The sequence below is a fragment of the Pseudomonas sp. genome (assembly GCF_048269965.1).
Lineage (GTDB): Bacteria > Pseudomonadota > Gammaproteobacteria > Pseudomonadales > Pseudomonadaceae > Aquipseudomonas.
In genome coordinates this window covers 1-22935 of record NZ_JBLWTV010000019.1, presented here as the reverse complement: position 1 = coordinate 22935, position 22935 = coordinate 1, and the positions used below count along the sequence as shown (strand labels likewise).

The following is a 22935-nucleotide window of genomic DNA, read 5'->3' as shown; positions in this document are numbered from 1 at the left end:
AATGAATCGAGGCATAAAAATGATACGACGTACCTCGCGTCTGCCCGCTCTTCTTGCAGTGGGCAGCTCCCTCGCCTTTCCCGTCGCCGTAAACGCCGCCTTCTTCGAAGACAGCAAGGCGTCCATCGAACTGCGTAACTTCTACATGAACCATGACTTTCGTCAGGACGGTGCAAACCAGTCAAAACGAGATGAGTGGGCACAGGGTTTTCTGCTCAACTACCAATCCGGCTTTACCGATGGACCGATAGGGTTCGGGGTCGATGCGCTCGGGTTGCTTGGCTTGAAACTGGATTCTGGTCCTGATCGGCAGGGCACCGGCCTGCTGCCGAGTGGCGATGAGAAGGCACCGGATGACTACAGTCAGCTGGGGTTTACGGCCAAGGCTCGCGTATCCAAGAGCACGCTTCACGTTGGCACACTGATTCCGAAGTTGCCGACCGTGCTACCCAGTGACTCTCGTTTGCTGCCGCAAACTTTTCGGGGTGCCCAGTTGCAGTCACGAGAAATCGATGGCCTGACTTTGGATTTCGGTCAGTTGACGCAGAACAGTCTGCGCAACACCAGTGCGTCGGAGGACATGCTGGTCGCCGGTAAAGGCATTCGGGGCGGACAGGCCAGTGATGAATTCAACTTCGGCGGTGCCAGTTACAAATGGTCGAAGAACCTGACGACGGCCTACAACTACGGTCATCTGGATCAGAACTACAGACAGCACATCGTCAATCTGCGACATCGTTTGCCCATCATGGACGGGCACTCGTTCGACAGTGATATCCGTTATGCCCGCTCCACCAACGACGGCAACAGCAATGTCGATAACACCGCTGTAGGTGCCAAGTTCACTTACAACCTCAATAGCCATTCATTCGCTGTCGCGTATCAGAAAATGAGCGGTGATACCGGTTTCCCGCATATCGAGGGAACCAACTCCTTTCTCGTCAACTACGTGATGATCTCGGCAGATTTTGCCAGCCCCGAGGAGCGTTCCTGGCAAGTGCGCTATGACTACGACTTTGCCGCCATGGGAATACCAGGCCTGACGTTCATGACGCGCTATATCAGTGGCGACAATTTCGAACGTGCAGGAGGCCGTGAGGGCAAGGAATGGGAGCGTAATACCGACATCGGCTATGTGGTTCAGAACGGCCCATTGAAAAACTTCGGCGTGAAATGGCGTAACGGCACCTACCGCAGCAACGGCGGCAACGATGTCGATCAGAACCGGCTGATCTTCAGCTACACCCTGCCTCTGCTCTGATCTTTCCCCACCGAGCCCTGATGTGGCTCGGACCATTTCGAGGTTTTCTCATGAAAGCGCACAAGACTCTGTTACCCCTTGCCATTAGTGCTGCGTTACTGCTGCCGCTCACGGTTCAGGCAGCCAACACCGCCGAGGTACCCTGCACCACTACCGCCGAATGTGCCGCGCAGGCTGCCAAGATTGGCGCAAGTACAGACAAGCGAGCCCTGAAGGGCGGTGCTTATGAAAGTCAGTTCGAGTGGATGAACCGCATCAACAAGGCGTCCATCGTCATGCTCACCGAGGAGGGGATCGTCAGTGCACCTCAGGGCAAACGGATTGCCAGCGGTGTTCAGCATGTCATCGATCAGGCTGGACAGCCGGATGGCAAGCGCCCTAGCGATGTCCTTCAGGTCGAGAAGATCATGATCGACAAGATTGGGCCCGAAGCCTCGCTGATTCATTCCGGGCGCAGCCGGCAGGACATGTACGCCACCTATCGCCTGGCCGTGCTGCGTGCTCAGGTGCTGGATCTCAGCGATGGTCTGAACAGCGTGCGTGAGCGCCTGCTGAACATCGCCAATGACCATGTCGATACGCTGATCCCGGCCTATACCAACGGCGTGCAGGCCATGCCGATCAGTTATGCCCATTATTTGCTGGCCTTCGAGGCCGCCTTCCAGCGTGATGCCCAGCGTATTCACGAACTCTACGGCCGTCTCAACCTCAGCCCGATGGGCACAGCGGTGCTGGCCAATTCTGGTTGGCCGCTCAATCGCGAACGCCTGGCGACGTTGCTCGGTTTCGATGGCGTGCGTGAGAACTCTCTGGATTCCAGCCAGGTCTCGACTTTCGACATTCCACTGGAAGCTGCCGGTATCGCATCGTCTTCGGCCATTCGTGTCGGGGCGCTTATCGGTGACATTCACACTCAGTACCATCAGACGCGTCCCTGGTTGCTGCTTGAGGAGGGCTCGACTTACAGCAGCAGCGCCATGCCGCAGAAACGTAACCCCGGTTTGCTGATGCGAACCCGTGAGTCGGCATCCGATGTCGTTGGTTTGGCGGGCGCCACGACGATCCGTGCCCACAACGTCACGACCGGGATGACCGATTACAAGATCGCGTTCGATGAGCTCGGTCTGTTCGAGTCGGCTACGCAGATGTTCAAGCGTCTGGATGCTGTGCTCGATGCTCTGGTGATCAATCCCGAGCGTGCCATGGAGGAGCTGGATAACGACTGGACCACCTCGATGGAGTTGGCCGACACCCTGGAGCGCGAGCACAAGGTGCCGTTCCGCATTGGTCACAGCTTTGCTTCACTGATCGTCGGTGAGGCACGGAAAGACGGTTTGCTGCCGAAGAACTTCCCCTATGCCGATGCGCAGAGGCTCTATACCAAGGCTGCGCAGAAGTACAAATGGCAGGATCAGAGGTTGCCGTTGAGCGAGTCTGAGTTCCGCGCGACCCTCTCACCTCGCACCATGGTAGAGACGCGCAAGGGCACGGGTGGTCCGCAGCCAGCGGAGGTCAAACGCATGTTGGCTGCTGCGCAGAAAAACCTGTCTGCTGATCGGAGCTGGATGAGTGAGCGTCGCCAGCATCTGACCGAGGCGGAGCAAGTGCTGGACAAGGCTTTCAATCGTCTCGCACGGCCTTGACCACTGAATGTGCTGAGCAAGCATCTACTCTGGTTGCCTGCGCTGCTATCGATGATCGGTAGCAGCGCTTCGCCGTATCCCGATGTTTATGAAACTGCGCTTGCCCCGATGTCGCGGGTAGAGCTGACGACGCATTTCATGCGTTTGCACACTGACCGCACGCTGTTCTCGGTATTGATAGCGGCCAGCGCGGACATCTACAACCTCCCCGAAGGCCTTGAACGGGTAGAGATTCTGTTGGGCACAGGTTTCGAGGAAGTTCTCGTTCCTTCGCCGGACACGCTTGTGCTTGTCCCTGTATTTCTGCATTCGGATGACCCACGGCTTCAGCCAGACATGCCGGCCTGGATCGCCGGAGGGTGGGCCAGGGGCGAGCGTTCCACGCACGCTATGAAGGGTATTTCTGCGGTATCGATTCTCGACGCTTTGCTGCGTTATCTCGATCAGGGATCGAGCTTCGCAGAGCTACGGGAGGTCGATCTCATCAGCCGTGGCTCAGAGGCAAAGCTGCTGCAGCTACTGATCCTGGAGCACGTCAAGGACCCTCCCCAGTTCACTAGGCGCTTTGAACTGCGCTATCGGCTGGAGCAGCGTACTTCATCGGCCAATGAACATGAGTGACCGCCGCCGTCGTTGAGGCCTTCCCAGCACTTGCCGGGATTTTTCAGCATCCAGGGCACCGTTCCAGCGGCTGATGAACAGGCAGGCCACGCAGTTGCCCAGAACATTCGTCAGTGAGCGGCATTTCATCAGACGCTCAACGCCGATGAGCATGCCCAGCATTTCCAGGGGAGCGAACTGCAAGACGCTGAGCGTGGCAGTCAGAATGATGAAGGCTGAACCCGCGACGCTGGTGGCTCCCAGCGAGGTGAACAGGCTGGTGCAGAGTAGCAGCAACATTTGCCCGACACTCAGCTCGTTCCCCGCCAATTGGGAGAGAAACACCATCGCTACGATCAGGTAGAGGTTTGAACCGTTGAGGTTGAAGCTGTAACCGCCGGTCAACACCAGGCGGGCGACCTGGCTATCGCAGCCAGCTGCTTCGAGCTTGTCCAGCAGCTTCGGCAGGGCCGCTACCGACGAGCCTGTCGCAGCGACCAGCAGCAACTCCTCTTTGATGTAAAGGATCAAGCGGCGCAGACGCAACCCTGTCAGGCGCAGTATCAGTCCCAGTATCAACGTGACATAGAGAAGGCTGGCCACATAGATGGCGATGATGAACTTCAACAGCGGTACAGCGGCAGTTGCGCCGTATTTGCCCAGGGTGAAAGCCATGGCGCCAAAAGCGGCCAGAGGAGCGAAGCGGATGATGCCGGACATCAGCGCAAATATCATCGAGACGCCCTGATCCAGCCGTCTCTGTAGTGGGGCGCCAGCAGTGCCGGAAAGTCCCAGCACGTAGCCACAGATCAATGCGGCGAGCAGCACTTTGAGAATCAGGCTCTGCTCAAGCGTATGCAGCACCATGCCGGGAAGCTGAGTAATGACTTCCGTGCGGGTAATCCCTTCAGCCACTTGTGATGAGTGGGCGTCGTTGCCAGGTTGCAGCGTCAGCGCCACCAAAAGCCCGATACTCAGTGAAAGCACGGAGACGAGTTGCCAGTAACCCAGCATCCTCAAGGCCAGCCTTGCGCTGCCTGGATAGCCGACTAGTTTGGCGACACTGGAGCAGAGCAGGATGAACATCACAAAAGGAGTCAGCCAGCCGATCACGCTGAGGAACAACTCGCTGAGCGGTTTCATCTGGATTGCCAGAGGCGGATTCCAGACACCGAGCATAGCGCCGAGCAGAACGGCCATAAGCAGTCGGGCAATACCGGAACGGACCAGTCGCTGGATCATTGCATTCTGTTTTTTGTAGTTATTGTTGTCTGCTGTGCGCAGTGGCTCATCCTAACCCATGGAGCGAGCGATTCGGTATCGTTCAGCCCTGCTTCCATCCTTCCCAACGGTGAACTATCCCAATGGAGCTTCGTCACCTTCGTTACTTCGTCATGGTTGCTGAAGAGCGTCATTTCACTCGCGCTGCTGCGCGCTTGAACATGCAGCAACCGCCCTTGAGTCAGCAGATTCGAGCACTGGAGCAGGAACTGGGGTTCGAGCTTTTCATTCGTCACGCCAAAGGTGTCGACTTGACCGTGGGCGGCGAGGTGTTTTTGCGTGAGGCGAAGGACATCCTCTTGCGCGTAAAGCAGGGGGGGCTCAAGGCTGCGCGCGCTGCACAGGGCATTGAAGGAACATTGCGGCTGGGGTTCACCAGCTCTGCAGCGTCCCATCCGCTGATTCCCAAGATCATTCGTCGTTACCGTGAAGACTATCCAGGGGTGGACATTGCCTTGAACGAGGGCAGTGCCAGAGTGTTGACCGATAACGTGGTGAGCGAGCGAGTCGATGTGGGAATCGTACGCGCGCCGGTGGCCAGCCCTGTCGGCATCGCCTATCACCGTCTGCTCAACGAAGAGCTGGTGCTCACCTTGCCGGTCGGGCATCGCCTGTTGGCGAGCAAAGGGGCGGTTTCGCTGAAGGATCTTGCTGACGAGCCGTTGATTCTGGTGCGCCGTCCCGGTGCGCCGGGGATGTACGCCAATTTCCTGCAGGCCTGCCGCAATGCCGGTTTCGAGCCGCATGTGGCGTTCGAGGTGGAACGCATGCTCACCAACGTCAGCCTGGTGGCCGCTGGCGCCGGAGTTTCGGTGGTGCCGGCTTCGATGCGCGGCTTTCACGAGCACAGCGTGGCTTATCGCTCGATTCGCGACGCCAAGCCGCGTCTGGTCGCGCCGATCACTCTGGTTTGCCGCGAGTTGCACCAGTCACCGCAGGTGGCCAATTTCATTGCCCTGGCGCGGGCGCTGGGCAGCGAATATCGCAAGGAGTCGCACTGAGAACCTGTTGACGATCTCGTGAGCTAGAGCCAGGCAACACCGATGGCGACCCCGCAAAATCAGGCGAAAAACGGCCGGGGTCGCGACCGACTTTACGAGCTGTGAATGAGCATTTGGACGGGGGCGCCCAGCTCGGGCTGGCGTGCCAGCCTGGTTTCAACGTAGCAGGGCCGACGTGCAGCAGATCGTGAACAGGTTCTGAGTGCTCAGCGTGTGCTGAGGCATTGCCAGTCTTCCTCGGTATCGACGTCCTGCAGGATGCCAGGATCGTCCAGTGCGACGATGCATACGGCCTCGGGGTTCTGCTCAAGCACCGGCCTGGCTCCTGCATCGCCGCTCAGCGCCGCCAGCTGCGGCCAGAAATCACGGCCGAACAGCACCGGATGGCCGCGTTTGCCCTGGTAGCTGGGCAGCACGATATTGTCTGCGCTGGCGTGGGCGAGCAGGGTTTCTAAGGTATCGCGGCGAATATGCGGCATATCGGCGAGAAAGATCGCCACCGCGTCAGCGCTCGATTCGGCGAGCAGCCGCTCGGCCCCTGCGGCCAGGCTGTGGCCCATGCCTTGCGCCGTCGCTGGATGCTGGACGAGCCTGATGCCTGCGGATAATCCCAACTCAGCGCCTGTCTCGTCCGGGCGCAGCACCAGCCAGACCTCTTCGAGCATCGAACAGGACAGGGCCAGGCTGGCCGCCAGCAGCGAGCGACCGTCGTCGAGCACGAGACGGCGCTTGTCGGCGCCGAAGCGGCGGCTGTAGCCAGCGGCGAGCATCAGCGCTGCTACGCTTTGGGCCGGGCGCTCGCTGGCCATGCTCAGCCGGCCAGGCCCGCCGCCCTGGCGCGGGCCGCGTGGAGTTTCTTGTAGCTGTCGATCAGGCGCAGGTGCTTGTCCAGGCCTTCCAGTTTCATGCTGGTCGGCGTCAGGCCATGGAAACGCACGCTGCCGTCCACCGAGCCGATCACCGCGTCCATGCGCTCGCTGCCGAACATGCGCCGCAGGTTGTGCTCGTAGTTGGCCAGCTCCAGTTCATCGTCCAGCTGGATCTCCAGCACCGCGTTGACCGCCTGATAGAACAGGCCGCGCTCGACGGTGTTGTCGTTGTACTGCAGGAAGGCCTCGACCAGCTCCTTGGCGTCGTCGTACTTCTTCAGCGCCAGGTTGATCAGCAGCTTCAGCTCGAGGATGGTCAGTTGGCCCCAGGCCGTATTGTCGTCGAACTCGATGCCGATCAGCGTGGTGATGTCGGTGTAATCGTCGACCTCGGTGTTGCTGAGGTTGCGCAGCAGCGACTTGAGTTCGCGGTCGCTGAGGGCGTGCAGGTTGAGGATGTCCTTGCGAAACAGCAGCGCCTTGTTGGTGTTGTCCCAGATCAGGTCCTCGACCGGGTAGATCTCCGAGTAGCCCGGCACCAGGATGCGGCAGGCGTTGGCGCCGAGGTCGTCATAGGTGGCTACGTAGACCTCCTTGCCCAAGTCTTCGAGGATGCCGAACAGGGTGGCGGCTTCCTGCTCGTTGGAATCTGCCCCTGCGCCGGAGAAGTCCCACTCGACGAATTCGAAATCCGGCGTGGCGCCGAAGAAGCGCCACGACACCACGCCGCTGGAGTCGATGAAGTGCTCGACGAAGTTGTTCGGCTCGGTCAGCGCCAGGCTGTCGAAGGTCGGCTGCGGCAGGTCGTTGAGGCCCTCGAAGCTGCGGCCCTGGAGCAGCTCAGTGAGGCTGCGCTCCAGCGCCACTTCCAGGCTCGGGTGGGCGCCGAAGGAGGCGAACACGCCGCCGGTACGCGGGTTCATCAGGGTCACGCACATCACCGGGAATTCGCCGCCGAGCGAGGCGTCTTTCACCAGCACCGGGAAGCCTTGTTCCTCCAGGCCCTGGATGCCGGCGACGATGCCCGGATACTTGGCCAGCACGTCTGGCGGCACGTCCGGCAGGCACAGCTCGCCTTCGAGGATTTCGCGTTTGACCGCGCGCTCGAAGATCTCCGACAGGCACTGCACCTGGGCCTCGGCCAGGGTGTTGCCGGCGCTCATGCCGTTGGACAGGTAGAGGTTTTCGATCAGGTTGGACGGAAAGTACACCGTCTCGCCATCGCTCTGGCGCACGAACGGCAGCGAGCAGATGCCGCGCACAGTGTTGCCTGAATTGGTGTCGTACAGGTGCGAGCCGCGCAGTTCACCGTCCGGGTTGTAGATGGCCAGGCAGTGCTCGTCGAGGATTTCCTCGGGCAGCGCATCCTTCGGCCCGGGCTTGAACCAGCGTTCGTTGGGGTAGTGGACGAACTCGGCAGTCGCGATGTCCTCGCCCCAGAACTGGTCGTTGTAGAAGAAGTTGCAGTTCAGCCGCTCGATGAACTCGCCGAGGGCCGAGGCCAGGGCGCTTTCCTTGGTCGATCCCTTGCCGTTGGTGAAGCACAGGTTCGACTGCGCGTCGCGAATGTGCAGCGACCAGACGTTGGGCACGATATTGCGCCAGGAGGCGATCTCGATCTTCATCCCCAGGTCCGCGAGGATGCCCGACATGTTGGCGATGGTCTGCTCCAGCGGCAGGTCCTTGCCCGCAATGTAGGTGGTGGTATCCGACACCGGCATCAGCAGCGCCTGGGCGTCGGCGTCGAGGCTTTCCACTTCCTCGATGATGAACTCGGGGCCCTGCTGCACCACCTTCTTCACCGTGCAGCGGTCGATGGAACGCAGGATGCCCTGACGGTCCTTCTCGGAGATATCGGCCGGCAGCTCGACCTGGATCTTGAAGATCTGCGCGTAGCGGTTCTCCGGGTCGACGATATTGTTCTGCGACAGGCGAATGTGCTCGGTGGGAATGTCCCGCGTCTGGCAGTACAGCTTGACGAAGTAGGCCGCGCACAGCGCCGAGGAGGCCAGGAAATAGTCGAACGGCCCCGGCGCCGAGCCGTCGCCCTTGTAGCGGATCGGCTGATCGGCGATCACCGTGAAGTCGTCGAACTTGGCTTCGAGGCGCAGGTTGTCGAGAAAGTTGACCTTGATTTCCATGGGGCAGTACCAGCGAGCGAAACAAAATGGCCGCCATTATCCGGTTTTTCGGCGGCCTGTCTTGTTTGGCGGCTGGCGATCGAGGCGCGCCGGACCGGCGGCGAGCGCAATGCCGGCCCGAGCGATGGCTCAGCTGTCGAGTTCGGCGGGGTTGCTGGTACCGATGGAGGTGTAGCTCGGCCATTGCCGCAGCAGGGTTTCGACGAACTGTTCGGCCGCCGGCGACAGCGAAGAGCCGCGGCGGCGGACCAGGCCCAGGGTGCGGCTGATCACCGGGTCGACCAGCGGACGGCTGACCAGAATCGGATGGTCCTCGGCCGGCATCGCCAGGCTGGGCAGGGCGGCGATGCCCAGGCCGGCCTCGACCATGCCCAGCGATGTCGAAAGATGCTGCACCTCGTAGAACCAGCTCGGGCGCCAGTCGAGGTGGGCCAGGCCGTGATCGAGCAGCACGCGGTTGCCACTGAGGCGTCCGACGCCGATCAGGCGGTAATCGCTCAGCTCGCGCCAGGCCACTTCCGGCTGCTTGGCCAGGGGATGATCGCGCCGGCAGGCGAGCACGAAAGGCTCGTTGACCAGCGGGGTGAAGTCGATTTCCGCGCTTTGTCCGCTCTGCATGTTGATGCCGAAATCCGCTTCGCCACGTATCACCGCTTCCAGCCCTTCATGGGCGCTGAGGTCGAGGATACGGATGCGGATCTTCGGGTACTGCAGGTTGAAGGCGCGGATCACCGTCGGCAGGAAGTAGAAGGCTGCCGTCGGGATGCAGGCGAGGGTGACCTGGCCGGACTGACGCTCGGCCAACTCGCGGATACCGAGGATCGAACGCTCGAAGTCGTCCAGCAGACGCTGCGCCTTGGGCAGAAAATCCCGCCCCACGGCGGTCAGGCTGACGCGGCGCGTGGTGCGGTCCAGCAACTGGGTGCCGAGGCTTTCCTCCAGCTTCTGCATGCGACGGGTCAGTGCCGGCTGGGACAGGTGGATGGCGTTGGCGGCCTCGTGAAAGTTGCCGAACTCGGCGATTTTCACGAAAGCGCGGATGTCTTGCAGTTCGTAATTCATGCGCTTGGGTTATCAGTCTGGCGTATTTTTGTTTGAAGGTTAGCAATGAACCCTAGTCTTTCGGCTCAGCACTGGCAAGCGGGGAAACACGCACATGCATTAATGCGTTTAATGGAATAAATATCGAAATATATGCATTTTACAGAATAAATATCCGCTCCTCATAATCGACGCAAAGCAACAATCACTAGGTTTATTGCGTTGGAGGCATCATGCGGACGGTACCTTGTGTACTCATGCGAGGCGGTACTTCGAAGGGGCCGGTCTTTCTGGCCAATCACCTGCCCACGGACCCGCAGCAGCGCGACGAGGTATTGCTCAGCCTGATGGGCTCTGGCCACGAGCTGGAAATCGACGGTATCGGTGGTGGCAGCCCGCAGACCAGCAAGGTGGCGATCGTCAGCCGCTCGCCGCACCCGGATGCCGATGTCGACTACCTGTTCGTGCAGGTCATGGTCACCCAGCGCCGCGTCGACACTGCGCCCAACTGCGGCAACATGCTTTGTGCCATCGGTCCTTTCGCCATCGAGCACGGCCTGGTCAATGCCGGCTCGCCGATGACCCGGGTGCGCATCCGCAATCTCAACACCAACACCTTCGTCGATTCCGACGTGATGACCCCGGGCGGCCGCGTGCGTTATGACGGCGACACCGCCATCGACGGCGTGCCCGGCACCGCCGCGCCGATCAAGCTGACTTTCCTCAATGCCGCTGGTGGCAAGACCGGCCGTCTGCTGCCCACCGGCCGCGTGCGTGACGCGTTCGATGGTATCGAGGTGACCTGCATCGACATGGCCATGCCGATGGTGCTGATGCATGCCGAGGCACTGGGCAAGACCGGCTATGAGTCGCCTGCCGAACTGGATGCCGACGCTGCGTTTCTCCAGCGCCTGGAGCGCATTCGCCTGCAGGCCGGCCTGGCCATGGGCCTCGGCGACGTATCGCAGATGGTCATCCCCAAGCCGGTGCTGCTGGCACCTGCACGCCACGGCGGCACGCTGAGCGTGCGCTATTTCATGCCGCACAACTGCCACCGCTCGGTCGCCGCCACCGGGGCCATCGGCCTGGCCACGGCTTGTGCACTGCCCGACAGCGTCGCTCAGGACATCGCGCCCATCGAAGGCGAGGCGCTGGTACGCCTGGAACACCCGGGCGGGCAGATCGAGGTTTCCCTGCAGCCTGCCGCCGACGGCAACCCCGAGCACCTGCGCGCCTCGCTGGTACGCACGGCCCGTCGCCTGTTCTCGGGTGAGGTGTACATCCCCAGCCTGCGGCGCACCGGCACCTGATTTCGCTTCACTACAACCACACCCGTAGGGGCCAACCACAATGACAAGAAAAAAATCCCTCAGTTGCTCCGTCGTCGGCATGACGGTCATGGCGCTGCCTGCAGTCAGTGCCAACGCCGCCGGTTTCATCGAGGACAGCAAGGCCAGCCTGGAGCTGCGCAACTTCTACCTCAACCGCGACTTTCGCGAGAATGCCGGGCAGAACAAACGTGAAGAATGGGCGCAGGGCTTCATCCTCAACCTGGAGTCCGGATACACCCAGGGCACCCTGGGTTTCGGTATCGATGCCATCGGCATGCTGGGGGTCAAACTCGACTCCTCGCCTGATCGCAGCGGCACCGACCTGCTGCCGCGTGACAGCCGTAATCGCGCCGAGGACGACTACAGCAAGCTCGGCGTGACCGGCAAGGTGCGTTTCGCCGAAAGCCAGCTGCGCGTGGGCACCTTGCTGCCGAAGATGCCCTACCTGCAGTACAGCAACTCGCGTCTGCTGCCGCAGGTGTTCGAGGGCTGGCAGGTGCAGAGCAAGGATCTCGAGCGCGCCACCTTCACCCTGGGCGAGATCGACCGCGTGGTGCAGCGCAATGTCTCCGGCTCCGACAAGCTGGCGCTGAACAACAAGAATGGCCGCTTCGGTCGCAGCCCCGAGAGCGACGAGCTGCGCTTCGCCGGGGTCGATTACGCGATCAACCCGCAGTTGCTCGCCAGCTATCACTACGCCGAACTGAGCGATGTCTATCGCCAGCATTTTCTCGGCGTGCAGCACAACCTGGCGCTGGGGCCGGGCAAGCTGAAAAGCGACCTGCGCTATTTCAGCAACAGCGAAGCGGGGCAGGAGCGGGTTGGCAAGATCGACAACCAGGCCGTCAACGCGATGTTCACCTACAGCGTCGCGGGGCATGCCCTGGGGCTCGGCTACCAGAAAATGCTCGGCGACGATGCCTTTACCTATGTCAACGGTGCCACGCCTTACCTGACCAACTTCCTGCAGATCAACGATTTCGCCGGCCCGGACCAGCGTTCCTGGCAGTTGCGCTATGACTTCGACTTCGCCCGCGTCGGCGTGCCGGGACTGACCTTCATGACCCGCTATGTACGCGGTGACCAGGTCGACCTGGCGGTAGGCGAAGGGCGCGAGTGGGAGCGTAATACCGATATCGCCTACGCCTTCGGCGATGGCCCGCTGAAGAATCTCAAAGTGACCTGGAGAAACGCGACGTACCGTTCGAGCTTCGTTCGTGACCTGGACGAGAATCGTCTGATCCTGAGCTATATCGTGCCGCTCTGGTAACGCATCGGCCTACATACAAGACCAATAAGAGGAACCCATCATGATCACCTGCACTATTCGCCGCATTCTGCCGCTGTCTTTCGCCGTATTGCTTGCCAGTGGCTCGGCACTGGCTGGTGAACCTTCCCGTCCGGAGTGCATCGCCCCGAGCAAGCCAGGCGGCGGCTTCGACCTGACCTGCAAGTTGGCCCAGGCCGGTTTCAAGGACGAAGGCCTGCTCAAGGCGCCGATGCGCGTGACCTACATGCCTGGCGGCATCGGCGCCGTGGCCTACAACGCCATCGCCGCCAACCGCCGGGCAGAATCCGGCACCCTGGTGGCCTTCTCCGGCGCTTCGCTGCTGAACCTGGCTTTGGGTAAATACGGTCGTTTCGACGAGACCGCAGTGAAGTGGCTGGCCACCGTCGGCAACGATTACGGCACCCTGGCAGTACGTGACGACTCGCCTTACAAGAACCTCGACGATGTGGTGCGGGCGCTGAAGAAGGACCCGAAAAGCATCGTGGTTGGCGGCGGCGGCAGTGTCGGCGGTCAGGGCTGGGTGAAGATCGCCCTGCTGGCCCGCGCGGCGGGTGTCGATCCGCGCGAGTTGCGTTACGCCGCGTTCGAGGGCGGCGCCGAGCACTACATGGCGCTGATGGGCGGCCACGTGGACCTGGTCACTGGCAGCGCAAGCGAGATCCGCGCGCAGCAGGGCAACAAGATCCGCACCCTGGCGATCTTCAGCGAAGAGCGTCTGGGCGGCGATCTGGCCTCGATTCCCACCGCCCGCGAGCAGGGTTACGAGATCCAGTGGCCACTGATTCGCGGCTACTTCCTCGGCCCGGACGTGAAAGAGCAAGACGTGGCCTGGTGGCAGGAGCGCTTCGCCAAGCTTGCGGCCTCCAGCGACTTCCAGGCCTACCTGGCCGACCGCGATGTACTGCCCTACTACGTGACCGGGCCGGAGCTGGATGCGCTGGTCAAGCGTCAGGTTGCCGAGTACCGCAAGCTCGGTCGCGAGTTCGGCCTGGTCGAGTAATCGAGTTCCCATGCGCCGTCCCTGACGGCGCAGCGTTCTGGAGCGCATCCACATGCATGACCGTATCTTTGCGGGGGTGACCCTGCTGCTTTGCTGCATCCTGGGATTTTTCGCCTGGGGCTACAGCGCCCCGTTTGCCTACGAGCCGGTCGGGCCCAAGGCCTTCCCGCTGCTGCTGTTACTGCTGATCGCCTGTGCCTGCCTGCAACTGCTGCTCAAGCCGGCCGGTGAGGTGCAGGGCGAAGAACCACCCTTGAACCGCCAAGTGATGATCAAGGCGCTGGTCTTTCTCGGCCTGATGATCGGCTATGCGGTGCTGTTCGAATTGCTCGGTTTCATCCCCGCCAGCGTGCTGTTCGGCATCGGTATGGCGCGTCTGTATGGCGGCAGCTGGCTGCACAGCCTGATCAGTGGTGTGGTGTTGGCCATCGGCCTCTACCTGCTGTTCGACAGAGCCCTCGCCGTACCCCTGCCGCTTGGCATCCTTTCGACCCTGGAGAGCTGAACCCATGGATACTCTCGGTTATCTCGGCCATGGCTTCGGCGTGGCGCTGAGCCCCTACAACCTGCTTACTGCCCTGTGCGGGACCCTGATCGGCACGGTCGTCGGTCTGCTGCCCGGGTTGGGCCCCATCAACGGCGTGGCCCTGCTGATTCCGGTCGCCTTCGCCTTGGGGCTGCCGCCGGAAACCGCATTGATCCTGCTTGCTGCGGTGTACCTGGGTTGCGAATACGGCGGCCGTATTTCCTCGATCCTGCTGAACATTCCGGGTGAGGCCTCTGCGGTGATGACCACCCTCGATGGTTACCCGCTCGCGCGTCAGGGCCAAGCCGGTGTCGCACTGTCCCTGTCGGCCTGGAGCTCGTTCATCGGCGGCCTGATCGCCACCGCTGGTGTCGTCCTGTTCGCGCCGCTGCTGGCCAAGTGGGCGGTTGCGTTCGGCCCCGCCGAATATTTCGTGCTGATGGTGTTCGCCATCACCTGCCTGGCCGGGATGGCCGGCAACAAACCCTTGAAAACCGCTGTCGCGGCGCTGATCGGTCTGCTGCTTTCTTGCGTAGGCATCGACGCCAACAGCGGCGTCTACCGCTTCACCTTCGGCAGCCTGGGCCTGGCCGATGGCATCCAGTTCGTGGTGCTGGTGCTGGGGCTGTTCTCGGTCAGTGAGCTGCTGGTGCTGCTCGAACGTACCCATCATGGGCAGAAGGCGATCAAGGCCAGCGGGCGCATGCTGTTCAGCATGAAGGAGGGCGGCTTCGTGTTTGCCACCAACCTGCGCAGCGGCGTGGTCGGCTTCGTGCTCGGCGTGCTACCAGGTGCCGGGGCGACGCTGGCCAGCGCGGTGTCCTACATGAGCGAGAAGCGCCTGGCGGTGAAAGACAACAAGTTCGGCAACGGCGACCTGCGCGGTCTGGCCGCACCGGAAACCGCCAACAGCGCGGCTGCCTGCGGCTCCATGGTGCCGATGCTGACTCTCGGCGTACCGGGCTCGGGCACCACGGCAGTGATGCTCGGCGCCCTGACGCTGTACAACATCACGCCGGGGCCGCTGTTGTTCCAGAACCAGCCGGACATCGTCTGGGGCCTGATTGCCTCGTTGTTCGTCGCCAACATCATGCTGATCATCATGAACGTGCCGATGATCAAGGTCTTCACCAAGGTGCTGGCCGTCCCTTACTGGGCGCTGGTACCGGCGGTGGCGATCATCACTGCCATCGGCGTGTACGCGGTGCATGCGACTACCTTCGACCTGTACCTGATGATCGCCATCGGCCTCTTCGGCTACGTCATGCGCAAGCTGGACTTCCCGCTGTCGGCGATCCTGCTCGGTTTCATCCTCGGCGGGATGATGGAGCAGAACCTGCGTCGCGCATTGTCCCTGTCCAGCGGTGATCTCGGTATCCTGTACGCCAGCCCGATCACCTGGGTGGTCTGGGGCCTGGTGGCGGTGATGATCGTGCTGCCATTCTGGCGCGCCTGGCGTGCGCGTCGTCAGCAGGGCCGCGCCGCCAGCGTGGCCTGATTCGGAGGGTTGGCATGCGTATCGTGATACCGGATGACTATCAGCGGGTCGTTCAACAGCTCGATTGTTTCAGCTTGTTGGAGGGCTTCGATGTCCGCCTGTATCACGATGCCGTCAGCGATCCGCAGGTGCTGGCCGAGCGCTTCGCCGATGCCGAGGCGCTGGTGCTGACCCGCGAGCGCACGAGTATCGATGCCGCGCTGCTGGCACGTTTGCCCAGGTTGAAACTGATCAGCCAGACCGGGCGAGCCGGCCCGCATCTCGACCTGCAGGCCTGCCGCGAGCGCGGCGTGACCGTCGCCGAGGGCACCGGCTCGCCGATCGCGGCGGCCGAGCTGACCTGGGCGCTGATCCTCAATGCCCGGCGGCAGTTGCGCGAGGCCATCAACGGTCTGTATGCCGGGCACTGGCAGGTCAACCTCGGCCAGCGTCTGTATGGTCAGACGCTGGGCATCTGGGGTTACGGCAAGATCGGCCAGCGCCTGGCGCGTTATGCGCGCGCCTTCGACATGCGTGTGCTGGTGTGGGGCAGCGAGGCCTCGCGCCAGGCCGCCATCGCCGATGGCTACGAGGCTGCGCCGACGCGCGAAGCCTTCTTCGAGCAGGTCGACGTGCTCAGCCTGCACCTGCGTCTGGTGCCCGCCACCCGGCACTGCGTGGGCGCTGCCGACCTGGCGCGAATGAAACCTGACGCGCTGCTGGTCAATACCAGCCGCGCCGAGCTGATCGCCCCCGGGGCGCTACTCGACGCGCTGGACCTTGGCCGGCCTGGTCAGGCAGCGCTGGATGTGTTCGAGCAGGAGCCGATCCTGCAGGCCGATCATCCGCTGCTGACCCATCCGCGCGTGCTCTGTACACCGCACCTGGGCTATGTCGAAAAGCACAGCTACGAAGCCTACTTCGGCGAGGCTTTCGCCAATGTCAGGGCGTTTGCGCAAGGATGACGGCCTGAGCGCTGCGGCAAGGATTATCGAGGCAGAGTCCGAATCCTCCTCGGCGTTCTATCGCATCAGCTCAACGCATCGATCTGCAGCGTGTCTGCAGCGGGCTTTTGAGCGAATCACCGAGTTGGATGCAGGCCTCTGCCAGGTATTTCGGTAGGATCGCACCTGGGTTCAGAAATGGAGATAGGGATGCACTCGTCCGAGCGGCTGAAGGGGATCGATGTCTTTGTGGCTGTCGCTGATTCCGGCAGCTTCAGTGCTGCTGCCGAACGCCTCAATCTCACCGGCTCTGCCGTCAGCAAAAGCGTGGCACGGCTGGAGGAGCGCTTGGGCTCGCGGCTGTTCAATCGCACCACTCGTTCGCTGGCGCTCACCGATGCCGGAGTCCTGTTCTACAGAACCTGCACATCGGTTCTGTCCGAGCTGGAAGAGGTCGAGCATGCGCTCGTCAGCGAGGAACACGAGCTCCATGGCAAGGTCCGCATAGACCTGCCGGCCTCCTACGGTCGCCTCCATGTGCTGCCGCTGATCATGGATTTTGTCCGTCTGCACCCCATGCTCCAGCCGCATATCTCGTTCACCGATCGGTTCATCGATCCTGTTTACGAGAACATCGATATCGTCGTTCGCATCGGTGGCCCGGATACCTGGCCGGCCAATCTGGGGCATGAGTATTTCGGTGCGCAGCGCCTGATCTTCTGCGCTTCACCGGACTACGTGAGGCGCTTCGGCTGTCCAGAAAGACAGGATGATCTGGATAACCACCAGTGCATCGGTTACGTGCAGAGCGATGGCTTGGTCAGCCCCTGGTTCTTCAGGGGTGCGCGGCCGGGAGAGATGGAGCGCCGAACCATGCAGACGCGAATTGCAGTGGGAGATGGCGAAGGGGAGGTGGCAGCGGTGCTTGCCGGTCACGGTATCGGGCAGTTACCGACCTGGCTTACGCAGCGCCACATTGAACAGGGCACGCTCGTCGAGGTACTGCCAGAGCTGGCTACGGATGGTTTGCCCATGCATTTGATCTGGCTGAAAAATCGCGAAAACGTCGCCAAGGTCAGAGCCCTTCTGGACTACCTGCGCCTCCGGCTTACGCCGTATGGAACGAGAGTCTCGACAGATACGGCGGAGCACTGATCACGCCGAATCATGCTCCGCATTGATCAGAACCGACGCTTTCAGGTCGCAGGTGCCTGCTCCTGCCGGGACGCCAGCTTGTGTACCAGCGGCACCAGCATCAGAGCCATGACGGCGATAGCCGCAGCCGCATAGCCAAGATACTCGAGCCCCAGGTTGGCAATGGTCATGCCGCCGACAATGGCGCCAATACCGATGCCGGCATTCGCCGCCGATACGTTGGTGGTGCCCGCCAGTGCCTTGGAGTGGGAGACCGAACTCATGACCCGGACCTGGCTGACCGGATAAAGAGCGGTATTTGCAATGCCCCACAGGCCCAGCGCAGCGCAGAAGATCAGGCCCACATGAGCGAACGGAACAACCGCAGTCATGCCAATCGCCAGCAGAAGCAGAAAGAGCACGCTGGCCTTGATCGGGGACACAGCAATCGCCTTGCCGCCAATCCAGTTGCCGATCAGGCCGACTGCGCCGAATGCCATCAGCCACCATCCGATATTTTCCGGATGCACGCCCGCCACGCGCTCCAGGATGTCGGCCAGATAGGTGTAGGCGGTGAACATGGCGCTGAACACGACGATGGAAAGCAGCACATTCGAAAGGAAATAGGGTTCCTTGAAAATCTTCGCTTGCTGCACAAAGTTCACCTTGGCAGCGCGGGAAACGGCAGGCATGAACGCCACAATTGCCAGCGCCATGATCATCGATAAGCCGGCGAGCAACCAGAATGCGCCCCTCCAGCCGAGCGCATTCGACACCAGAGTGCCCAGCGGAATGCCGAGCAGCATCGCGGCAGAGATACCCAGGTAGACATTCGCGATCGCCTGGCCCGCTTTTTCGGGGCCGACCAGTTGCCCTGCGGTTTCACTGGCGGTACCCCAGAAAACGGGCAGCGCCAGTGCAGGCACCAGGCGCGCGACGGCGAGAAGCCAGAAGCTCTCCGCTACTGCCGCAAGCGCGTTCGAGGCGGCGAAAATCAGCAGAATGGTCACGAACAGCGTCTTCCGATCCAGATGAGACAGCATTGCCGTCAGCGGTGGGCCGAAAATCATCACCGTGAAGGCAAAAAGGGTCACCAGTTGGCCTGCCATGGAGATGGAAATATTAAGGTCTCGGGCAAGAGCAGGCAGGAGGCCGACGATCAGAAATTCAGTGGTGACGATGAGAAAGGCGGAAAATGCCAGGATGGCGACGCTAAGGCCGGCGCCTCGTTGCGAGCCGACAGGCTGAGAGGCTGATTCATGAACAGACATGGGCGGAGCTCCGAGAATAACGGCCGCGAGTCTATTGATTATTTATGTTCTTATTTTTGTCATTTATTCATTCTATTAATGAAATAATTTCTTTAATTGGTTGGGTGCAGCTGAGCGCGGCTCGGCCGACCATCCGCCTGCCGAGAGGCCAGGCCGCCCATGCACTTCGCCAGCCCCTTCATCCACAACGGCGGCAACCTCCTCACCCGGCAGGACATCCCGGGTCACTCCAGTCTGGTCATGACCAGGCGCACCAGGCGCCGGAGCATTTGGCCGAGGCGGTGAGGCTGAATCCTGGCGCGGAGATATCCGCCCTGCTTGGCGTGGAACCCTGTTGAATCCTGTTCGGATGCGGGCAAGATTTCCTCCATGGCTCAACCCTCGGCGAGCCGATTCAGTCCAGCCTTAGCCACGGGTGAAGAAACCGGCCCCAGAGTCGGCTTTTTTCGTTTCCAGGCACAGGGCATGGTGCGTACAGCTTTCTTCGTCGACGGCGATAACCGCCATTACGGCGTCCTGCATGGCTCCGATCACAAGTGGTTGGACCGGGCTGCTCTGCTGAGCACTGTCCTTCACATCCAGGATCCCGCCTCGGAGGTGGCATCGGTCGATTACTTCACCTCTCCTGTGATCGCTCGTCTTGCCACACGTGGCCCGGCTTCGAATGATGCTCAGCATCGGTGCATTCACGCCCTGCAAGCTAGAGGTGCCCAGGTTCAAACCCTTGATGAGGAGTGAACCAGATGAATAACCCAAAGAGTAAAGGTTGAGGTGAGGGGCAGGCGGTGTCTTGTGTTTCAGGGGCGTTCAGTGTCTTACATACGGCGCGTATGTTTTATTTGACATGCAATCCGTATGTGATAGTTTGAAGGCTCACATCAACTGGTCTGACTGCAATCGACGCATCCTCACGCCGCTTGCCGAGTGATGGTCTGCCAGCGTTTCCCAAGGGCGCGCTGCAAGTCGCCAGCCTCGCTGGATCAAGGCTGCTGAGGTGTGCGGGAAGTCCCCATCGCAAGGGATCAGCGAGGGGCGATCCATGGCAGGCGGCGGCTGCGCAATAGGGTTGGGCGGGGCTGTGGATATTTAATCTTCGCTGGATTGAACATGAATGATTTCAAGCACCACCGCGGTTACTCGGCCATGTACCGAGAAGGGCATCTGACACTCGGGCTCTATTTTGCGATCGAGTCATACGCAGGCGCCATTCCGGATATGGACATAGAGCAGCAGATCAGTACGGCAAAGATGGCTGAGGCTCATGGATTCTCAGCGCTTTATTTCCGTGATGTACCGCTGCATGTGCCGTCGTTCGGGGATGTTGGGCATATCTACGACCCTTGGGTATTCATGGGCTACGTAGCGGCGCACACGGCGCGTATAGCCCTGGCCACTGGCAGTATCGTCACGACATTGCGCCATCCGCTGCACCTGGCCAAGGCGGCAGCTTCGGTCGATCGGCTGTCGGGGCAGCGCCTCGTGCTTGGTCTGGCAACGGGCGACAGGCCGACGGAGTTCGCCGCATTCAACGCCTCTATCGATGACCGCCAGGCGTTCTTCCAGGAATCACTGGCCGTTATGCGCAAAGTCTGGAGCGAGGAGTTTCCCAGCATCTCAACGCCGAGGGTCGAGCTACATGGTGCAGACCTGCTGCCAAAACCTCAGTTGGGCGCCATACCTTTGATGGTCACGGGGAATTCGCGGCAATCGCTGGAATGGATTGCCCAGCACGCCGACGGTTGGCTTTATTACCCGCAGAGCCTCGAGCAGCAGGCGGCGACCATCGATAGATGGCGTTCACTGACTCAGGTGTTCAAACCATTTTCGCAGTCTCTTTATATCGACCTTGCGGAAGATCCCGACGAGCCGCCGACCCCGATCCACCTTGGCTTCAGAGCGGGGCATCGGTTTTTGATCGACTACCTGGAAATGCTCAGGGGCATTGGCGTCAATCACGTCGGGCTGAACCTCAAATATGCTCGCCGTCCAGCCCATGAGGTGGTTCAGGAGCTGGGTGAGTTCGTCGTGCCGAGTTTCCCGATCAATCCCTGAAGGAATCTTGCGCGGCCTCGATAGCGTGCGCCGGTTATTTCAGTGCAAGGATCAGGCCTGCTTGCGCAGCAGGCCGGAGGCCAGTGTTACGAAACCTTCGATGGCTCTCTCCGATGCCGAATGAGGGTCGTCTGCATGGGCTATCCATGACGAGGCGCAGCGTAGTCCTCCCATGATCAGATAGGCCGTCGCCTCGGCATCCACGTTCTCGATACTTCCCTCGTCAATCAATTTCTGCACGCTGCGCTGCGTGCTGCGCATACAGGCGCTCTGGTCTGGCCACTGGGATGGAGCGCCCAGTACTGCAGGCCCATCGCGGAGCACGATGCGCTGGATTTCCGGTTCCAGCGCCATCTTGATGTAGGCGATGGATTCATCGATGAAGCCGTCCCAGGTGCTGCCGGCTTCATCGATGATCACCGACAGGCGTTGCATCATCTCTCCGTCGATCTGTTCGATGACCGCCTGCAGCAAGCCCTGTTTACCTCCGAAGTGGTGATAGAGCGCGCCCCTTGTCAGGCCTGCGGCAGCGGTCAGGTCGTCCATCGAGCTGTCCGCATAGCCCTTCGCCGCGAAAGCCTCGCGCGCCGCCTTGATCAGCTTGTTGCGCGTTTCCACGATCATCGCTGCACGCTTCTGCGCCATCGAAATTCGTCCTCAAGCAATGTGCGTGCGATGCGTATGAGTCAATTGGCATGCGCCGCGTACGTTGAATTCTGATTCACATACGTATTGTATGCGGTTGCACTGGGGTCGCTTTCATCCATGCAGGCGCAGGTACCTGCAGACAGAGCAGGAGATGGCTCCATGGACGAGCAGCGTTACCATCAGATCTTCGTTTCGATCAGATGCCAGGCCAATGGCGCTGATAATGCCACCGATGCTGTGGCAGGTGCCAAAGGGCAGGGCGGCGAGGGCATGTTCGGGCCATGTCTGCAGCTACAAGGCCATCGATTGCCGATGCTCCCGGACGTGCTGTCCCTTGGCTTGCAGCCTGGTATTTTGCTCGATGAGGCGCGGGTAATACAGCACCGGGCGAGATGGCCCGATCAGCAGGTACGACGTTCGCAGATGTCGTGCACCTCTTGCCGCGCCCCCGTGCTATTGGGCCTGCTCTGTTCCCCAGGCGACTATCCTGAGCGATCTGATAGCAGAGGTAAGCGCCGGCGAGCTGACCGCAGCCCTTGGATTCAATGCCCGACGAACGGTTGAAGCGCGTATTGACATATCGGCAAATCTCGATATTATGAACCCCATGGAACTGATCAACGTATTCAAAGCCCTCTCGAATCCAACCCGTCTTGAAGTCCTCAAGGGGTTGAAGGATCCGGTGAAGAACTTTCCTCCCCAGGATGAAGGGGACGTGCATACCGTGGGTGTGTGCGTCAGCAGTATTCAGGAAGGTGTTGGTCTGTCGCAGTCGACGGTGTCGGATTACCTCGCGACGCTGCAACGCGTCGGCCTGGTAGAAGTTCGCCGGGTCGGACAGTGGACCTACTACAAGCGCAATGAAGCCAATATCCGTGCTCTGGCCGAGCTCATAGGCAAGGAGCTGTAATTTTTTAACCTTGCGTATCGATAATTCTCGATATCCCTTTTTGTCGAAGCGAGGATTCGCGATGGAGAGACCTTAGGCAAGACATGCATTTTTTTTAACCTCATATATCGAAAATTCCCTATATCCCTTTTTCCAGAAACGAGGATCCAAAAATGAAAGCGCAAACTTTTTTGAAGAACGTACTTACAGCTGTAATTCTGGCCCATGCTGCTTCAACTGCATTCGCTGTAACTCCGTCCAACCTGCAGCCGTTGCAAAGCGCCACGACCGTCCAGCAAGTAACCACCGGCCATCTGAATGTTTCGGAAAATGGTTTCGACCGCACGCCTCTCGGCGAGCGCATTGCTGAAGACGGTTTCGACCGCACGCCTCTTGGCGAGCGCATTGCTGAAGACGGTTTCGACCGCACGCCTCTCGGCGAGCGCATTGCTGAAGGTGGTTTCGACCGCACGCCTCTCGGCGAGCGCATTGCTGAAGACGGTTTCGACCGCACGCCTCTCGGCGAGCGCATTGC

Annotated in this window: 21 protein-coding genes; 15 read left to right on the top strand and 6 right to left on the bottom strand. The window is 60.8% G+C overall.

What is annotated here, in order from left to right:
* Positions 1-19: 19 nt before the first annotated feature.
* From ACN0X6_RS19285 to ACN0X6_RS19275, 3 genes are read left to right on the top strand one after another with little or no spacing between them, the layout of a single operon-like run.
* Positions 20-1261: an OprD family porin gene (locus ACN0X6_RS19285; protein ID WP_417706435.1), complete on the top strand. Its 1242-nt coding sequence runs from the start codon at positions 20-22 to the stop codon at positions 1259-1261.
* Positions 1262-1311: 50 nt separating this feature from the next.
* Positions 1312-2904 carry an argininosuccinate lyase gene (locus ACN0X6_RS19280; protein ID WP_417706433.1) on the top strand — a complete coding sequence of 531 codons (1593 nt, stop codon included), beginning with the start codon at positions 1312-1314 and terminating at the stop codon, positions 2902-2904.
* Between the two features lie 9 nt (positions 2905-2913).
* Positions 2914-3525, top strand: a complete 612-nt coding sequence (locus ACN0X6_RS19275; protein WP_417706432.1) for a hypothetical protein — start codon at positions 2914-2916, stop codon at positions 3523-3525.
* On the opposite strand, the gene ACN0X6_RS19270 is transcribed toward ACN0X6_RS19275, so the two are convergent.
* Positions 3502-4746, bottom strand: a complete 1245-nt coding sequence (locus ACN0X6_RS19270) for a cation:dicarboxylate symporter family transporter (protein ID WP_417706430.1) — start codon at positions 4744-4746, stop codon at positions 3502-3504. The two genes, ACN0X6_RS19275 and ACN0X6_RS19270, sit on opposite strands and share 24 nt — an antisense overlap.
* Before the next feature lie 122 nt (positions 4747-4868).
* Between ACN0X6_RS19270 and ACN0X6_RS19265 the strand changes: the two genes are divergently transcribed.
* Positions 4869-5786 carry a LysR family transcriptional regulator gene (locus tag ACN0X6_RS19265; RefSeq protein WP_417706428.1) on the top strand — a complete coding sequence of 306 codons (918 nt, stop codon included), beginning with the start codon at positions 4869-4871 and terminating at the stop codon, positions 5784-5786.
* 206 nt (positions 5787-5992) lie between these two features.
* Here ACN0X6_RS19265 and ACN0X6_RS19260 read toward each other — a convergent pair whose 3' ends face one another.
* From ACN0X6_RS19260 to ACN0X6_RS19250, 3 genes are all read right to left on the bottom strand, one after another.
* Positions 5993-6595 (bottom strand): nucleotidyltransferase family protein, encoded by a 603-nt coding sequence (locus ACN0X6_RS19260; protein WP_417706426.1) that lies wholly within the window; start codon positions 6593-6595, stop codon positions 5993-5995.
* Between the two features lie 2 nt (positions 6596-6597).
* Entirely contained in the window at positions 6598-8796 is a 2199-nt protein-coding gene (locus ACN0X6_RS19255; protein ID WP_417706425.1) for an OsmC domain/YcaO domain-containing protein, read from the bottom strand.
* A 129-nt stretch (positions 8797-8925) separates the two neighbouring features.
* Positions 8926-9858: a LysR family transcriptional regulator gene (locus ACN0X6_RS19250; RefSeq protein WP_417706423.1), complete on the bottom strand. Its 933-nt coding sequence runs from the start codon at positions 9856-9858 to the stop codon at positions 8926-8928.
* Positions 9859-10070: 212 nt separating this feature from the next.
* On the opposite strand from ACN0X6_RS19250, the gene ACN0X6_RS19245 reads away from it, so the two are divergent.
* The 7 genes from ACN0X6_RS19245 (at position 10071) to ACN0X6_RS19215 (ending at position 17561) form a co-directional block, all read left to right on the top strand.
* Positions 10071-11147, top strand: coding sequence for a 4-oxalomesaconate tautomerase (locus ACN0X6_RS19245; protein ID WP_417706421.1), 1077 nt, complete (start codon positions 10071-10073; stop codon positions 11145-11147).
* Between the two features lie 40 nt (positions 11148-11187).
* A complete protein-coding gene (locus ACN0X6_RS19240; protein ID WP_417706419.1) occupies positions 11188-12438 on the top strand; it encodes an OprD family porin in 1251 nt (416 codons plus the stop codon).
* 40 nt (positions 12439-12478) lie between these two features.
* The gene (locus ACN0X6_RS19235) at positions 12479-13459 is read left to right on the top strand and encodes a Bug family tripartite tricarboxylate transporter substrate binding protein (RefSeq protein ID WP_417706417.1); all 981 of its coding nucleotides are present in this window, start codon (positions 12479-12481) and stop codon (positions 13457-13459) included.
* Positions 13460-13511: 52 nt separating this feature from the next.
* Positions 13512-13964 (top strand): tripartite tricarboxylate transporter TctB family protein, encoded by a 453-nt coding sequence (locus ACN0X6_RS19230; protein WP_417706416.1) that lies wholly within the window; start codon positions 13512-13514, stop codon positions 13962-13964.
* A 4-nt stretch (positions 13965-13968) separates the two neighbouring features.
* Positions 13969-15483, top strand: a complete 1515-nt coding sequence (locus tag ACN0X6_RS19225; RefSeq protein ID WP_196477103.1) for a tripartite tricarboxylate transporter permease — start codon at positions 13969-13971, stop codon at positions 15481-15483.
* A 14-nt stretch (positions 15484-15497) separates the two neighbouring features.
* Positions 15498-16427, top strand: coding sequence for a D-2-hydroxyacid dehydrogenase family protein (locus ACN0X6_RS19220; protein WP_417706414.1), 930 nt, complete (start codon positions 15498-15500; stop codon positions 16425-16427).
* 189 nt (positions 16428-16616) lie between these two features.
* Complete coding sequence (locus tag ACN0X6_RS19215) at positions 16617-17561, top strand: LysR family transcriptional regulator (protein ID WP_417706412.1); 945 nt, start codon at positions 16617-16619, stop codon at positions 17559-17561.
* 41 nt (positions 17562-17602) lie between these two features.
* On the opposite strand, the gene ACN0X6_RS19210 is transcribed toward ACN0X6_RS19215, so the two are convergent.
* The gene (locus ACN0X6_RS19210) at positions 17603-18811 is read right to left on the bottom strand and encodes an MFS transporter (RefSeq protein ID WP_417706410.1); all 1209 of its coding nucleotides are present in this window, start codon (positions 18809-18811) and stop codon (positions 17603-17605) included.
* Between the two features lie 369 nt (positions 18812-19180).
* Between ACN0X6_RS19210 and ACN0X6_RS19205 the strand changes: the two genes are divergently transcribed.
* Positions 19181-19549, top strand: a complete 369-nt coding sequence (locus tag ACN0X6_RS19205; RefSeq protein WP_417706408.1) for a hypothetical protein — start codon at positions 19181-19183, stop codon at positions 19547-19549.
* A 369-nt stretch (positions 19550-19918) separates the two neighbouring features.
* Positions 19919-20863 carry an LLM class oxidoreductase gene (locus ACN0X6_RS19200; protein ID WP_417706406.1) on the top strand — a complete coding sequence of 315 codons (945 nt, stop codon included), beginning with the start codon at positions 19919-19921 and terminating at the stop codon, positions 20861-20863.
* Between the two features lie 51 nt (positions 20864-20914).
* Here ACN0X6_RS19200 and ACN0X6_RS19195 read toward each other — a convergent pair whose 3' ends face one another.
* Positions 20915-21508, bottom strand: a complete 594-nt coding sequence (locus tag ACN0X6_RS19195; RefSeq protein ID WP_417706404.1) for a TetR/AcrR family transcriptional regulator — start codon at positions 21506-21508, stop codon at positions 20915-20917.
* 610 nt (positions 21509-22118) lie between these two features.
* Between ACN0X6_RS19195 and ACN0X6_RS19190 the strand changes: the two genes are divergently transcribed.
* Both ACN0X6_RS19190 and ACN0X6_RS19185 read left to right on the top strand, forming a co-directional pair.
* A complete protein-coding gene (locus ACN0X6_RS19190) occupies positions 22119-22421 on the top strand; it encodes an ArsR/SmtB family transcription factor (protein ID WP_417706402.1) in 303 nt (100 codons plus the stop codon).
* Positions 22422-22573: 152 nt separating this feature from the next.
* Positions 22574-22935: hypothetical protein (locus tag ACN0X6_RS19185; protein WP_417706401.1), on the top strand; the 362-nt coding region annotated here is incomplete at its 3' end.

What these genes read in the sequence shown, in the direction of transcription:
- ACN0X6_RS19235 (WP_417706417.1), top strand. Translation starts at nt 12,479, where the DNA reads ATGATCACCTGCACTATTCGCCGCATTCTGCCGCTGTCTTTCGCCGTA.
- ACN0X6_RS19225 (WP_196477103.1), top strand. Translation starts at nt 13,969, where the DNA reads ATGGATACTCTCGGTTATCTCGGCCATGGCTTCGGCGTGGCGCTGAGC.
- ACN0X6_RS19250 (WP_417706423.1), bottom strand. Translation starts at nt 9,858, where the DNA reads ATGAATTACGAACTGCAAGACATCCGCGCTTTCGTGAAAATCGCCGAG.
- ACN0X6_RS19215 (WP_417706412.1), top strand. Translation starts at nt 16,617, where the DNA reads ATGCACTCGTCCGAGCGGCTGAAGGGGATCGATGTCTTTGTGGCTGTC.
- ACN0X6_RS19190 (WP_417706402.1), top strand. Translation starts at nt 22,119, where the DNA reads ATGGAACTGATCAACGTATTCAAAGCCCTCTCGAATCCAACCCGTCTT.
- ACN0X6_RS19205 (WP_417706408.1), top strand. Translation starts at nt 19,181, where the DNA reads ATGGCTCAACCCTCGGCGAGCCGATTCAGTCCAGCCTTAGCCACGGGT.
- ACN0X6_RS19270 (WP_417706430.1), bottom strand. Translation starts at nt 4,746, where the DNA reads ATGATCCAGCGACTGGTCCGTTCCGGTATTGCCCGACTGCTTATGGCC.
- ACN0X6_RS19210 (WP_417706410.1), bottom strand. Translation starts at nt 18,811, where the DNA reads ATGTCTGTTCATGAATCAGCCTCTCAGCCTGTCGGCTCGCAACGAGGC.
- ACN0X6_RS19260 (WP_417706426.1), bottom strand. Translation starts at nt 6,595, where the DNA reads ATGGCCAGCGAGCGCCCGGCCCAAAGCGTAGCAGCGCTGATGCTCGCC.
- ACN0X6_RS19280 (WP_417706433.1), top strand. Translation starts at nt 1,312, where the DNA reads ATGAAAGCGCACAAGACTCTGTTACCCCTTGCCATTAGTGCTGCGTTA.
- ACN0X6_RS19240 (WP_417706419.1), top strand. Translation starts at nt 11,188, where the DNA reads ATGACAAGAAAAAAATCCCTCAGTTGCTCCGTCGTCGGCATGACGGTC.
- ACN0X6_RS19230 (WP_417706416.1), top strand. Translation starts at nt 13,512, where the DNA reads ATGCATGACCGTATCTTTGCGGGGGTGACCCTGCTGCTTTGCTGCATC.
- ACN0X6_RS19195 (WP_417706404.1), bottom strand. Translation starts at nt 21,508, where the DNA reads ATGGCGCAGAAGCGTGCAGCGATGATCGTGGAAACGCGCAACAAGCTG.
- ACN0X6_RS19255 (WP_417706425.1), bottom strand. Translation starts at nt 8,796, where the DNA reads ATGGAAATCAAGGTCAACTTTCTCGACAACCTGCGCCTCGAAGCCAAG.
- ACN0X6_RS19265 (WP_417706428.1), top strand. Translation starts at nt 4,869, where the DNA reads ATGGAGCTTCGTCACCTTCGTTACTTCGTCATGGTTGCTGAAGAGCGT.
- ACN0X6_RS19200 (WP_417706406.1), top strand. Translation starts at nt 19,919, where the DNA reads ATGAATGATTTCAAGCACCACCGCGGTTACTCGGCCATGTACCGAGAA.
- ACN0X6_RS19285 (WP_417706435.1), top strand. Translation starts at nt 20, where the DNA reads ATGATACGACGTACCTCGCGTCTGCCCGCTCTTCTTGCAGTGGGCAGC.
- ACN0X6_RS19220 (WP_417706414.1), top strand. Translation starts at nt 15,498, where the DNA reads ATGCGTATCGTGATACCGGATGACTATCAGCGGGTCGTTCAACAGCTC.
- ACN0X6_RS19245 (WP_417706421.1), top strand. Translation starts at nt 10,071, where the DNA reads ATGCGGACGGTACCTTGTGTACTCATGCGAGGCGGTACTTCGAAGGGG.